Consider the following 13,457-nt stretch of genomic DNA (forward strand, 5'->3'; position numbering starts at 1 on the left):
GCCCGGTCTCCGGGTTGGCCAGGAGGTGCCGTCACGGGGCTCCGCCCGGACCCCGCGGGGGCTTCGCCCCCTGCACCCGGACGGGGTCGCCCCCAGCCCCCTCCCGCGCCCCCACCCCAGGACAAACCGGTATGACAGGGTGTATGGGCCTGGTCCGTCGTGAGCCGGGGTGCGATGGGAGGTCGTGGCGTGGTGGGAGGGCGTTGGGGGCGGGTTTTCGGGCAGGTGGGGCGGAGTGTCGTCGTGTGGGCGGCGTCCACACTGACCATGCTCGTGCTCGCCGGGGTGCTGCCCGACTTCCAGTTGCAGTCCGCCGACGGTGACAGCGCGACCCGGATAGCCGTGACCGCCGCCCTCGGGGCCGGGGCGTTCGGTCTGTTGTCGGCGCTCGTGTGGCCGTTGCTCGTGCGGCTGCTGCTGTTGGTGCCCGCGTTGCTGCTCGGGCTGCTCGTCTTCTTCCTCAACGGGTCGCTGCTGTGGCTCGCCCTGCGGATCAATCCCTCCGGGGACAGCGCCGCCGCCCCCGAGACCGCCGTGATCGTCGCGGCCGTGATGTCCGCCGTGGCCTCCGCGACCGGCGCCGCCCTCGCGGTGCGGGACGACGACGCCTACCGGCGCCGGCTGCTGCGGCTCGCCACCCGTCGGCGCCGGCACGGGCCGCCCTGTCCGGCCGGGCCCGGCACCGTCTTCCTGCAGCTGGACGGCGTCGGCCACGACGTGCTCCGGGACGCCGTGGACAAGGGGCTCATGCCGACCGTCGCCCGCTGGCTCGGCGAGCCCACCCACCGGCTCACCCCCTGGCGCACCGACTGGTCCAGCCAGACCGGCGCCAGCCAGCTCGGCATCCTGCACGGCTCCAACCACGACGTGCCCGCCTTCCGGTGGTACGAGAAGGACACCCGGGAGGTGATGGTCTGCAACCGGCCCTCCTCCGCCGCCGAGCTCCAGCGCCGGGCCGTCGGGCGCACGCGGGACGGGGGGCTGCTCACCGCCGACGGCGCCAGCCGCGGCAACCTCTTCAGCGGCGGGGCGGACGAGAACGCCCTCGTGCTGTCGGTGTCCGCCCGTATCGGCCGCGGCAACCGCTCCCGCGCCGGGTACTTCGCCTACTTCTCCGACCCGGCCAACGCCGTCCGCACCGCCCTGTCCTTCGTCGCCGAGGTCAGCCGGGAGATCGGGCAGTCCGTCCGGGCCCGGCTGCGCAAGCAGCGGCCGCGGGTGAGCAGGGGCGGCCTCTACCCCTTCGTGCGCGCCTTCGCCACCGTCGTCGAACGTGACGTCGTCGTAGCCGCCGTCATGGGCGACCTGCTCGCCGGCCGCACCGCCGTCTACGCCGACCTCGTCGCCTACGACGAGGTCGCCCACCACTCCGGCCCGGCGAGCCGTGACGCGGAGAAGGTGCTGCAGCGGCTGGACCGGTCGCTGGCCCTGATCGAGAAGGCCGCCGAGCACGCCCCGCGGCCGTACCGGATCGTCGTGCTGTCCGATCACGGGCAGAGTCCCGGGGAGACGTTCCGCTCCCGGTACGGGCTGACCCTGGGGGACCTGGTGCGGGCCGGGTGCGGGCTGCCCGTGCCGCGCCGTGCCCGGCACACCCGCAGCGGCGCCGAGGCCCGCAACGCCGTGCGCGCCGCGCTGCGCCGCCCGGTGGAGGAGGGCGGCGACCAGCACCGCCCCGCCCGTCGCTCCGAGCCGGTCGTGCTCGCCTCCGGCAACCTCGGCCTGGTGTCCTTCCCGGACGTGCCCCACCGCATGACCCGGGAGGAGATCGACGCCCGGCACCCGGCGCTGCTGCCCACTCTCGCCAACCATCCCGGCATCGGCTTCCTGCTCGTGCGCAGTGAAGAACACGGCGGGGTGGTGCTGGGTGCTCGGGGGGCCGAGACACCCGTCGAGGAGCTGAAGGACGGGTGTGGGCCGCTCGCCGACTTCGGGGCCGGTGCCGCCGACGCCGTGCGCCGCACCCACTCCTTTCCGCACGCCGCCGACATCATGGTCAACTCCTTCCACGACCCCGCCGACGGCGAGGTGCTCGCCTTCGAGGAGCAGATCGGCTCCCACGGCGGGCTCGGCGGCGCCCAGAACCGGCCCTTCCTCCTGTCGCCCCTGGCGCTGTCCGCGCCCGTGGCCGACGGGGTGGACCTGGTGGGCGCCGAGCATGTCCACCGGGTGCTGCGGCGCTGGCTGCGCGAGGCGGACGGCCCCCAGGTTCCGGTGGACGATTCGCGGTCCGAGGCCCTCGGCAGTGCAGCTTTTGTGGCTCCCGACCCGGCCGTGCAGGACAAAACCGCGTGATTTGGTGCGTCTCGAACCCGTGACCGAACATGGGCGGTCGTCCGGCGATCCCGGGCACCGGCCCCGCAGTTCAGCGGGCCGCCCGGCGATCCCGGGCCACCCAGCACGTACGAGAGGCGCACCACCCCATGCACGACACCGGAACCGTCCAGGCTCCGGCCCCGCAGGCGGTCGCATCGACCGGCCCCGCGGCCCCCGACAGGCACACCCGCCGCTTCGGGCTTCCCGTTGCCACCGCGCTCGTGACGGGCAACATCATCGGCGGCGGGATCTTTCTGCTCCCGGCCTCCGTGGCGCCCTTCGGCACCGTCAGCCTGCTCGCCTTCGGCGTCCTGACGCTCGGCGCCATCGCGCTGGCCCTGGTCTTCGGGCGGCTCGCCGAGCGCGACCCGCGCACCGGCGGCCCCTACGTCTACGCCCGTGAGGCGTTCGGCGACTTCGCCGGCTTCCTCGCCGCCTGGGCGTACTGGATCACCACCTGGGTCTCCAACGCGGCCCTCGCCGTCGCCGCCGTCGGCTACCTCGACGTGCTGATCCCCGTCGGCGACCACAAGTGGAGCGCCTGCCTGGCCGCGCTCGTCATCCAGTGGCTGCCCGCCCTGTCCAACTTCGCCGGCAGCCGGTACGTCGGCGCCGTGCAGCTGGTCTCCACCGTGCTGAAGTTCGCGCCGCTGCTGCTCGTCGCGGTCGGCGGGCTGTTCCATTTCGACGCGCGCAACCTCGGCCCCTTCCAGGCCACCGGCGGCGGCACGCTCGGGGCGATCTCCGCGTCGGCCGCCATCCTGCTCTTCTCCTACCTGGGCGTGGAGTCCGCCGCCGTCAGCGCCGGCGAGGTCCGCGACCCGCGCCGCAACGTCGGCCGCGCCACCGTCATCGGCACCGTCGGCGCCGCCCTCGTCTACCTGCTCGGCACCCTCGCCGTGTTCGGCACGGTCGCCCACGACCGTCTCGTGCACTCCACCGCCCCGTTCTCCGATGCCGTCGACGCCATGTTCGGCGGCTCCTGGGGCGGCTGGGCCGTGGCGCTGGCCGCTCTGGTGTCGATGACCGGCTGCCTCAACGGCTGGACGCTGCTGAGCGCGCAGACCCCGTACGCGGCGGCCCGGGACGGGCTGTTCCCGGCCGCGTTCACCCGCAAGCGGCGCGGCGTGCCGACCGTCGGCGTCGGTGTCACCGTGGTGCTCGCCTCGCTGCTGACCATCTACAACTACACGGCCGGTTCCGCGCGTGTGTTCGAGATCCTCGTGCTCGTCACCACGTTCACCGCGACCGTGCCGTACCTGCTGGCCACCGCCGCGCAGCTCCACCACCTCGCGCGCGGTGAGCGGATCGACCGGGCGCGGCTGGTGCGCGACGCGGTCATCGCCGCGCTCGCCTTCGGCTTCTCGCTGTGGCTGGTCGCGGGCGCCGGGTACGCGGCCGTCTACCAGGGCGTGCTGTTCCTCTTCGCGGGCGTCCCGGTGTACGCGTGGCTGGCGGCCCGGCGGCAGCGCGGCACGGGCTGAGGGGGCCGGTCCTGCGCGTGCGGTGCGCGGAAATGTGATCGGATGGGGTCCGAGGGAACCCCGCTTTCGTCGGGGCCGCACGCGCGAAAGGAAGAAACGTGGCCACCACGCGTTCCGCACACACCGTCTGGGAAGGCAACCTGCTAGAGGGCAGCGGCGTCGTCACCTTCGACTCCTCCGGCATCGGCCAGCAGCCGGTGTCGTGGCCGTCGCGCGCCGAGCAGGCGAACGGCAAGACCAGCCCGGAGGAGCTGATCGCCGCCGCCCACTCCAGCTGCTTCTCCATGGCCCTCTCGCACGGCCTGGCCGGCGCCGGCAACCCGCCCACCAAGCTGGTCACCTCCGCCGACGTCACCTTCCAGCCGGGTGAGGGCATCACCGGCATCCACCTCACCGTCGAGGGCACCGTCCCCGGCCTCGACAACGACGCGTTCGTCGCCGCCGCCGAGGACGCCAAGGCCAACTGCCCGGTCAGCCAGGCGCTGAAGGCCGTACCGATCACGCTGGACGCGAAGCTCGCCTGAGCCCGCGGACACACAGTGGCGCGGACCGCCCCCGGTCACCGGGGAGCGGTCCGCGCCGTCGTGTGCGGCGAGGCTAGCCCGTCCGCTCCCAGCCCCGCCGCTCCGGGCGCGGCCCCAGCTGCTTCGGGTCACGGCTCCGGTAGACGAGATACGGCCGGAACAGGTACTGCACGGGCGCGCTGAACATGTGCACCAGCCGGGTGTACGGCACCAGCGCGATCAGCGCCATGCCGACCACCGCGTGCACCTGGTACAGCACCGGCACACCCTCCATCAGCTGTGTCCTCGGCTGCAGCGTGAACAGGCTGCGCGCCCAGGGGCCGATGGTCGTGCGGTAGTCGTAGCCGTCGCCGCCGGCGTGGGCGAGCTTGGCGACCATGCCCAGCACGATCGCCGCCAGCAGGACCAGGTACATCAGCTTGTCGTTCACCGTGGTCGCCCGGAACACCGGCGCCCTGGTGCGGCGGCGGTGGACCAGCAGCCCGATCCCGGCGAGCGTCAGCACGCCGGCCGCGGTACCGCCGTACAGCGACAGCAGGTGGTACGCGTGCTCGCTCACCCCGAGCGTGTCCGTCCATGACATCGGCACGAACAGGCCGATCAGATGGCCGGCGAGCACGAACAGGATGCCGTAGTGGAAGGCCGGCGAGGCGATGTTCAGCAGCCTGGACTCGTACACCTGCGAGGAGCGGGTGGTCCAGCCGAACCTGTCGTAGCGGTGGCGCCAGAACAGGCCCGCCACCAGCAGCACGAACGCGATGTAGGGCAGGGCGCCCCAGAGCAGGGTGGTCATCGGCGCACCTCGGAACGGGCCGGCGGCAGCGTGGAGCACACGGCGTCCAGGACGGCCGCGTACGGGGTGCCGAAGGCGGTCAGCCGCGCCCGGAGCTGCTCCAGCCCGTCGCGGTACTCGGTCAGCAGGCCGGTGTCGCCGGTGCGCGAGGTGAACTCCAGCACCGCGGGCAGGAAGTCCGGCAGTTCCTCGTCGGTGAACTGAAGGCCGTGCGCCCGGTACAGCTCCTTGAAGCGGACCAGCGACATCCCGCGCCGCCGGGTGTCCCCGTCGCGCCACCAGCTCAGATAGAGGCTGTGCCGGTTCCTCAGGTCGAAGACCTGCACATAGTGCGCGGCCAGTTCGTGCGGCTCGGTGACGGCGGCGTGGTCGGTGAAGGCCCGCAGCTGCGGGGCCGCCTCGCGCAGCAGCGGCAGCCGGGCGAACAGGTCGTCGTCGGGGTAGGTCAGGCAGAGCGCGGCCGCCTGGTAGAGCACGGCGTCCGAGGGCATCAGGGTGCCTCCTTCGGGTCGGCCACCTGGGCTTCGTCGTCCGCGCTCTGGCGGCGGCGCAGCAGATGGAAGTTCTCCACCGACACCAGCGGCAGCCGCCGGCGTCCGGAGTCCCCGCCGAAGGGACCGTCGCCGCCCATGCCGGGGCCGCCGTCGAAGTCCAGCGAGCACTCGTCGGGCAGCGCCGACTCCTCCAGCCGGCGGGCGTCGCCGACGGCGGCCGTCGGGATGACGTACCGCTCCTCGTACTTGGCGATCGCCAGCAGCCGGTACATCGCCTCGATCTCGTCCGGTTTCATCCCGACGGCGGCGCCGACGGCCGCGTCCGGCTCCTCACCGAGGTTGATCGCCCGCATGTGGGAGCGCATCGCGGCGAGCCTGTCCAGCGCGGCCCGCACCGGGCCCACGTCCCCGGCGGTGAAGACCTCCGCCAGGTACTGCAGCGGGATGCGCAGCGTGTCGATCGCGCCGAACAGGTTGGCCGCGTCCTCGCCGTCGTGCCCGGTCCCGGTCAGCGCGTCCACCACCGGCGACAGCGGCGGGATGTACCAGACCATCGGCATCGTGCGGTACTCCGGGTGCAGCGGCAGCGCCACCCGGTAGCGGCTGATCAGCGCGTGCACGGGCGAGCGACGGGCCGCCTCGATCCAGTCGTGCGCGATGCCCGCCTTCTCGCAGGCCCGCCGCACAGCGGGATCGTCCGGGTCGAGGAACACGCTCAACTGCGCCTCGTACAGGTCCCGTTCGTCCGGCGTGGCGGCTGCCGCGGCCACCCGGTCGGCGTCGTACAGCACCACGCCCAGATAGCGCAGCCGGCCCACGCAGGTCTCCGAGCAGACCGTCGGCAGACCGGCCTCGATGCGCGGGTAGCACAGGGTGCACTTCTCGGCCTTGCCGGTGCGGTGGTTGAAGTACACTTTCTTGTACGGGCATCCGGTCACGCACATCCGCCAGCCCCGGCAGCGGTCCTGGTCGACCAGGACGATGCCGTCCTCGGTCCGCTTGTACATCGCGCCGGACGGGCAGGAGGCCACACAGGACGGGTTCAGGCAGTGCTCGCAGATGCGCGGCAGGTAGAACATGAACGTCTGCTCGTAGGCGAACCGCACCTGGTCGCAGGCGTGCTGCCGGGTGCGCTCCACCATCGGGTCCAGCTCTCCGTGGGCGGGCGCCCCGCCGAGGTTGTCGTCCCAGTTCGACGACCACTCGATCTTCATCGGCTTGTCGGTGATCGACGACACCGGCCGCGCCACCGGGAAGTCGTCGCCGAGCGGGGCGTCGGTGAGGTTCTTGTAGTCGTACGTCCAGGGCTCGTAGTAGTCCTTGATCTCCGGCAGCCGGGGGTTGGAGAAGATCCCGGCGAGCTTCTTCAGCCGCCCGCCCGCCTTCAGCCTCAGCGCACCCCGGCGGTTCAGCTCCCAGCCGCCGCGCCAGCGGGACTGGTCCTCGTAGCGGCGCGGGTAGCCCTGGCCGGGCCGGGTCTCGACGTTGTTGAACCAGACGTACTCCATGCCGCGCCGGTTGGTCCACGCCTGTTTGCAGGTGACCGAGCAGGTGTGGCAGCCGATGCACTTGTCGAGGTTCATCACCATCGCGATCTGGGCCATCGGGCGCATCAGTACTCGACCTCCTGGGCGCGGCGGCGGATCACCGTCACCTCGTCACGCTGGTTGCCGGTCGGCCCCAGGTAGTTGAACGCCCACGACAACTGGGCGTACCCGCCGACCAGATGGGTCGGTTTGAGGATCAGCCGGGTCAGCGAGTTGTGGATGCCGCCGCGCATCCCGGTCGTCTCCGTCTTCGGCACGGCCACCGTGCGCTCCTGCGCGTGGTGCATGTACACCGTGCCGGGCGGCATCCGGTGCGAGACGACCGCCCGGGCGACGACCACCCCGTTGCGGTTGACCGCCTCGATCCAGTCGTTGTCCTGCACCCCGATGGCGTCGGCGTCCTCGGGCGACATCCAGATGTTCTGCCCGCCGCGGGAGAGCGCCAGCATGAACAGGTTGTCCTGGTACTCGGAGTGGATGGACCACTTGTTGTGCGGGGTGAGGTAACGCACCGTCACCTCCCGCTGCCCGTCGGGCCCGAGGCGGGGTTCGCCGAAGAGCTTGTTCATGTCCAGCGGCGGCCGGTACACCGGCAGCGCCTCGCCGAGCTCGTGGATCCAGTCGTGGTCGAGGAAGAAGTGCTGGCGCCCGGTGAGGGTGTGCCACGGCTTGAGGTGCTCGGTGTTCAGCGTGAACGCCGTGTACCGCCGCCCGCCGGCCTCGCTGCCCGACCACTCCGGCGAGGTGATCACCGGCACCGGCGCCGCCTGCGTGTCGGCGTAGGTGACCCGCTTGCCCTCGTGCTCGGCGGCCAGGTGGGCCATCTGCTGCCCGGTGCGCTGCTCAAGGGTGTGGAAGCCCTGCGTGGCCAGGCGCCCGTTGGTGGTGCCGGACAGCGCGAGGATGGTGTTCGCGGCCTTCACCGCGGTGTCCAGCGAGGGGCGCCCCTGCTGATCGGTCCCGTTCAGCCGCCGCAGGTGCTCCACCTCCTCGTCGGGCCGCAGCGCGATGCCCTTGGCGGGCAGCCCGAGCTCCTCCACCAGCGGGCCGAGCGCCGCGAACTTCGCGCCGACCGCCGTGTAGTCCCGCTCGACGACGGTCAGGTTCGGCAGGGTCCGGCCGGGCTCCGGAGCGCACTCGCCGCGCTTCCAGTCCCGCACCACCCCGCCGGGCTGGGCGATCTCGCCGGGTGTGTCGTGCTGGAGCGGGGAGGCCACCAGGTCCTTGCGGACACCGAGGTGGTCCACGGCCAGCTCGCTGAGCTTCTCGGCCAGCGCCTTGAACGTCTCGAAGTCGGTGCGCGCCTGCCACGGCGGGTCCACGGCCGGCGTGAAGGAGTGCACATAGGGGTGCATGTCGGTGGACGACAGGTCGTGCTTCTCGTACCAGGTCGCCGCCGGCAGCACGACGTCCGACAGCAGCGTGGAGGAGGTGTGCCGGAAGTCCAGCGACAGCAGCAGGTCGAGCTTGCCCTCGGGCGCCTCCCGCCGCCACACCACGTCCCGGGGACGCTCCTCGGGGGCGGCCTCCTCGGCACGCAGCGAGGAGTGGGTGCCCAGCAGATGCCTGGTGAAGTACTCGGCGCCCTTGGCCGAGGAGCCGAGCAGGTTCGCCCGCCACAGCGTCAGCACCCGGGGCCAGTTCTCCGGCGCGTCCGGGTCCTCGCAGGCGAACTTCAGCGTGCCCGCGCGCAGTTCGGCGACCGCCTTCGCCACCGGGTCGCCGAACGCCTCGCCCAGCTGAAGAGGGTTGCGGTCGAACGTCGGGTACGACGGCATCCAGCCCGAGCGCGCCGACAGCGCCAGGCAGTCCGCGCCCGTCATCCCGGCGAGCCGTCCCTCGGCCAGCGGCGAGGCCAGCACGTCGGCGCGGAAGCGGTCGTAGCGCCACTGGTCGGTGTTGAGATACCAGTACGCGGTGCCGATCATCTGCCGGGGCGGCCGGGACCAGTCCAGGCCGGCCGCCAGCGTGGCCCAGCCGGTGACCGGGCGGCACTTCTCCTGGCCGACGTAGTGCGCCCAGCCGCCGCCGTTGCGGCCCTGGCAGCCGGTGAGCTGGAGCAGAGCGAGGAAGGCCCGGTAGATGGTCTCCGAGTGGAACCAGTGGTTGGTGCCGGCGCCCATGAGGATCATGCAGCGGCCCTTGGAGCGCTCGGCGGTCCGGGCGAACTCCCGCGCGATCCTGACGCACGCGGCGGCCGGGACGGAGGTGTGCGCCTCCTGCCAGGCGGGCGTGCCGGGCGCCCCGGCGTCGTCGTAGGAGGCGGGCCAGCGGCCCGGCAGGTCCGGGCGGGCCACGCCGTACTGGGCGAGCAGCAGATCGAACACGGTCGTCACCAGAGGGCCGTCCAGCCCGCCCAGCCGGGTCGCCGGCACACCTCGGCGCAGCACGTCGCCGCGCCCCTGGCCGTGCGGCCCGCCCTCGGTGTCGAAGCGCGGCAGCAGCACCTCCACACCGACCGCGACCTCGCTGCCGTACAGGCTCAACCGGGGTTCGATCGAGCCGAGTTCGAGGTTCCAGCGGCCCTTGCCGGACTCCGTCCAGCGAAAGCCGAGCGAGCCGTTCGGGGCCACCGCCCGGCCGCTCGCCGCGTCCAGGACGACCGTCTTCCACTCGGCGCCCTCCGACCGGTCGCCCAGATCGCGCGAGCGCAGGAACTTGCCCGGGACCCACGCCCCGTCCCGTTCGGTGAGGGTGACGAGGAAGGGCAGGTCGGTGAAGCGGCGCACGTAGTCGGTGAAGAACGGGGTGGTGCGGTCGACGAAGAACTCCTTGAGGATCACATGCCCCATCGCCAGGGCCAGCGCCCCGTCCGTGCCCGGGTGCGGGTGCAGCCACTCGTCGGCGAACTTGGCGTTGTCGGCGTAGTCCGGGGCGACCACCACCACCTTCTGCCCCCGGTAGCGCGCCTCGGCCATCCAGTGCGCGTCCGGGGTGCGGGTGACGGGCACGTTCGAGCCCCACATCATCAGATAGGCCGCGTCCCACCAGTCCCCGGACTCCGGCACGTCGGTCTGGTCGCCGAAGACCTGCGGGGAGGCGACGGGAAGGTCGGCGTACCAGTCGTAGAACGACAGCATCGGGGCGCCGAAGAGGGAGTGGAAACGCGCCCCGGCCGCGTGCGACACCATCGACATCGCCGGGATCGGGGAGAAGCCGGCGATCCGGTCCGGGCCGTAGGTGCTGATGGTGTGCACATGGGCGGCGGCGACGATCTCCACCGCCTCCTCCCAGTCGGCCCGCACCAGGCCGCCCTTGCCGCGCGCCCGCTGGTAGCGGCGCCGGCGCTCGGGGTCGGACTGGATGTCGGCCCAGGCCAGCACGGGGTCGCCGAGCCGCTCGCGCGCCTCGCGGTACATCTGCAGCAGCACGCCGCGGACATAGGGGTGGCGCACCCGGGTGGGGGAGTAGGTGTACCAGGAGAACGCCGCGCCCCGCGGGCAGCCCCGCGGCTCGTACTCGGGGCGGTCCGGGCCCACCGACGGGTAGTCGGTCGCTTGCGTCTCCCAGGTGATGACGCCGTCCTTGACGTACACCTTCCAGCGGCACGAGCCGGTGCAGTTCACGCCGTGCGTGGAGTTGACGACCTTGTCGTGGCTCCAGCGGTCGCGGTAGAAGGCGTCCGCCTCGCGGCCGCCGGTCAGCGCCACGCTGTGCAGGTCAGCGGACGGCGTCCCCGGACGGAAGAACCGGCCGGCGCGCAGCAGTGCCGCGCCCGGCTCGGTGGGCGGTATTCGCGTCTCGGTCACCTGCGCTCCCTCGGCTCGCCCTCTGGCTCGACGCTAGGGGCGGGCGGGGCGGCACACCTGTTCAGCGCACCCGTACGGGCTACGCCAGACGGTCACGGCAGGCGGCGAGGATCCGCTTGGTCCGCTCGGCCGACGCGGCGTGCGTCGTCAGATGGTCCAGCACCTCCAGATGCACCGACACCTCCTTGCGGGAGTCCAGGTACAGCGCGCCGCTGAGGTACTCGGTGACCACCATGTCGGGCAGCTCCGGCTCGGCGAAGCGGAACAGGGAGAACGGGGCGTACGTCCCCGGGTGCGGGCCGGAGGCGAACTCGGCGATCTGCAGGGTGACCCGGTCGCGCTCGGCGAACTCCAGGAGCTTGTCCAGCTGCCCCCGCATGATCCGCGGGTCCCGGCCCACCGGGCGCAGCAGCACCGTCTCGTCCATGACCACCCACAGGTGCGGCGGCTCCGGGCGCTCCAGCAGCCGCTGCCGCTCCATGCGCAGCGACACATGCCGTTCCGTGGCCGCGGGGCCGCGCCGCCCGATCGAGCCGGACTCCAGCACGGCACGCGCGTAGTCCTCCGTCTGCAGCAGCCCCGGCACGAAGTGCGGCTCGTAGGAGCGCATCAGGCGTGCCGCGCCCTCCAGGCTGACGAACAGGCTGAACCAGTCCGGCAGCACGTCGTGGAAGCGCTGCCACCAGCCGGGCCGGTTGGCCTCCTCGGCGAGCGTCACGAACTCGGCGGCCTCCGCCTCGCCGGCCCCGTACGTCTCCAGCAGCACCTGTACATACGGGATCTTCAGCGCGACCTCGGCCGTCTCCATCCGCCGCACCGTCGCCGACGCCACGCGCAGCACCCGCGCGGCCTCCTCACGGCTCAGGCCGGCCGCCTCGCGCAGCTCCCGCAACCGTCTGCCGAGCACCACCTGACCCACGGTGGGCGCGGGCCGCCGCTCGCTCACGCCGTCCTCCCCGCAGCCGTCGCCTCGTCAACTTCCCAGCGAATGAAGGTACTTCACGGTGGCCGGGTCGGCGGGAAGGAACGTCTCGATCGCCAGCTCCGCGACCGTGATGTCCATCGGCGTGTTGAACGTGGAGATCGACGAGATGAACGACAGCACCCGGCCCTCGTGCTCGATCCGCAGCGGCAGCGCGAAGTACGGGTACGGCTCCTCGGGCTCGGTGTCCGCCGCGGTCCGCTCGGGCAGCGGGTAGGCCGCCACCTCCTCGTACAGCGCGCGCAGTTCCCCGGAGCGCTGCAGCGCGATCTGCCGTTCCATCTGCGCCAGCAGATGGCCGCGCCACTCGCGCAGGTTCCGGATGCGCGGCGCCATCCCCCGCGGGTGCAGCGTCAACCGCATCGCGTTGAGCGGGGGTTCGAGCAGCCCCTCCTCCACGCCCTCCAGGAACATCATGATGCCCCGGTTCGCCGCCTGGACCGTGTACAGCCCGTCCACCACCAGCGCCGGATACGGCTCGTAGCCCTGGATCAGCCGCTCCATGCCGTCCCGCAGCGCGCCGAGCGCCGGGTCGTCCAGCGGGGTCTCCGGGTAGCGCGGGGCGTAACCGGCCGCCAGCAGCAGCGCGTTGCGCTCGCGCACCGGCACCTCCAAGTGCTCCGCCAGCCGCAGCACCATCTCCTCGCTGGGCCGGGAACGGCCCGTCTCGACGAAGGAGATGTGCCGGGCCGAGGAGTCGGCGCGCAGCGCCAGCTCCAGCTGACTGATCCGCCGCCGCTCCCGCCAGGCCCGCAGCAGCGGGCCGACGCCCTGGCCCGCGGGGGTGGTGGAAGAGGCGGGGGTGCCGGACGCGACAATGGTCATGTGTACGACCGTAGCCGAGGAGCGATCGCGTGAACGAGCCGTGGCGGCAGCCGAACTGGACCGGTGAGGCCGTGTACCGGTCCCGGGTGCGGGGCAGCCTGCTGGGCGGGGCGCTCGGCGACGCCCTCGGCTACCCCGTGGAGTTCTCCTCGCTGGACCGCATCCGCGCCGCGCACGGTGCGCGCGGTGTCACCGGGCTCGTCCCCGACAGTGACGGGGTGGTGGGCCGGATCAGCGACGACACCCAGATGACGCTGTTCACCGTGGAGGGCCTGCGCCAGGCGCACGAGCGGGAGCGCGAGAAGGGCATCGGCGGCGCCGCGGTCCACCTGCTGCGGGAGGCGTACGGGCGCTGGCTGTACACCCAGCGCAAGCCCCGCCCGGACGACGGCAACCGCGGCCTGTGGGGCCAGGCCTGGCTGTACGCCCGCCGCGCCCCCGGCAACGCCTGTCTGTCCGGCCTGACCAGCGAGCTCGTGCCCGACCCCCACGCCGAGCTCGGCCCGCCCGGCCCCGTCAACCCCGGCTCCAAGGGCTGCGGCGCCGTGATGCGCTCCGCCCCCTTCGGGCTGACCGGCGCCCCCGCCGACCGGGCCTTCGACCTCGCCGCACGCTGCGCGCGGATCACCCACGGCCACCCACCGGGTACTACGCGGCCGGCGCGCTCGCCGCGGCGGTCGCCCACATCGTCCGCGACGGCGACTCGATCGAGGGTGCCGTGCTGCGCACCCTGCGCCTTCTCG

General features: G+C 72.7%; 9 protein-coding genes and 1 pseudogene. 4 read left to right on the plus strand and 6 right to left on the minus strand.

Annotation, left to right across the window (positions count from 1 at the left end; all coding sequences use genetic code 11):
* The first annotated feature begins 174 nt into the window (after positions 1 to 174).
* The 3 genes from C3489_RS36670 to C3489_RS36680 all read left to right on the plus strand — a co-directional run bounded on the left by C3489_RS36670 (position 175) and on the right by C3489_RS36680 (position 4,324).
* Entirely contained in the window at positions 175 to 2,295 is a 2,121-nt protein-coding gene (locus C3489_RS36670) for an alkaline phosphatase family protein (RefSeq protein WP_103786473.1), read from the plus strand.
* Positions 2,296 to 2,423: 128 nt separating this feature from the next.
* Positions 2,424 to 3,800, plus strand: coding sequence for an amino acid permease (locus C3489_RS36675; RefSeq protein WP_103786474.1), 1,377 nt, complete (start codon positions 2,424 to 2,426; stop codon positions 3,798 to 3,800).
* Between the two features lie 98 nt (positions 3,801 to 3,898).
* A complete protein-coding gene (locus tag C3489_RS36680; protein WP_103786475.1) occupies positions 3,899 to 4,324 on the plus strand; it encodes an OsmC family protein in 426 nt (141 codons plus the stop codon).
* A 73-nt stretch (positions 4,325 to 4,397) separates the two neighbouring features.
* Here C3489_RS36680 and narI read toward each other — a convergent pair whose 3' ends face one another.
* The 6 genes from narI to C3489_RS36710 form a co-directional block, all read right to left on the minus strand.
* Positions 4,398 to 5,117, minus strand: a complete 720-nt coding sequence (narI, locus tag C3489_RS36685) for a respiratory nitrate reductase subunit gamma (RefSeq protein ID WP_103786476.1) — start codon at positions 5,115 to 5,117, stop codon at positions 4,398 to 4,400.
* A complete protein-coding gene (gene narJ, locus C3489_RS36690) occupies positions 5,114 to 5,608 on the minus strand; it encodes a nitrate reductase molybdenum cofactor assembly chaperone (RefSeq protein WP_103786477.1) in 495 nt (164 codons plus the stop codon). The genes narI and narJ overlap by 4 nt, the downstream gene beginning before the upstream one ends.
* The gene (narH, locus tag C3489_RS36695; RefSeq protein WP_103786478.1) at positions 5,608 to 7,224 is read right to left on the minus strand and encodes a nitrate reductase subunit beta; all 1,617 of its coding nucleotides are present in this window, start codon (positions 7,222 to 7,224) and stop codon (positions 5,608 to 5,610) included. Before narH ends, narJ begins: the two co-directional genes overlap by 1 nt.
* Positions 7,224 to 10,907, minus strand: a complete 3,684-nt coding sequence (locus tag C3489_RS36700) for a nitrate reductase subunit alpha (RefSeq protein WP_103786479.1) — start codon at positions 10,905 to 10,907, stop codon at positions 7,224 to 7,226. Before C3489_RS36700 ends, narH begins: the two co-directional genes overlap by 1 nt.
* A 79-nt stretch (positions 10,908 to 10,986) precedes the next feature.
* Positions 10,987 to 11,853: a helix-turn-helix transcriptional regulator gene (locus C3489_RS36705; RefSeq protein ID WP_103786480.1), complete on the minus strand. Its 867-nt coding sequence runs from the start codon at positions 11,851 to 11,853 to the stop codon at positions 10,987 to 10,989.
* 27 nt (positions 11,854 to 11,880) lie between these two features.
* Entirely contained in the window at positions 11,881 to 12,714 is an 834-nt protein-coding gene (locus C3489_RS36710) for a helix-turn-helix domain-containing protein (RefSeq protein ID WP_103786481.1), read from the minus strand.
* A gap of 29 nt (positions 12,715 to 12,743) precedes the next feature.
* Between C3489_RS36710 and C3489_RS36715 the strand changes: the two are divergent.
* Positions 12,744 to 13,457, plus strand: a pseudogene (locus tag C3489_RS36715) (ADP-ribosylglycohydrolase family protein); the annotation flags it as partial.

Origin of the sequence: Streptomyces sp. Ru71 (assembly GCF_002920535.1) — a bacterium.
Taxonomy (GTDB): domain Bacteria; phylum Actinomycetota; class Actinomycetes; order Streptomycetales; family Streptomycetaceae; genus Streptomyces.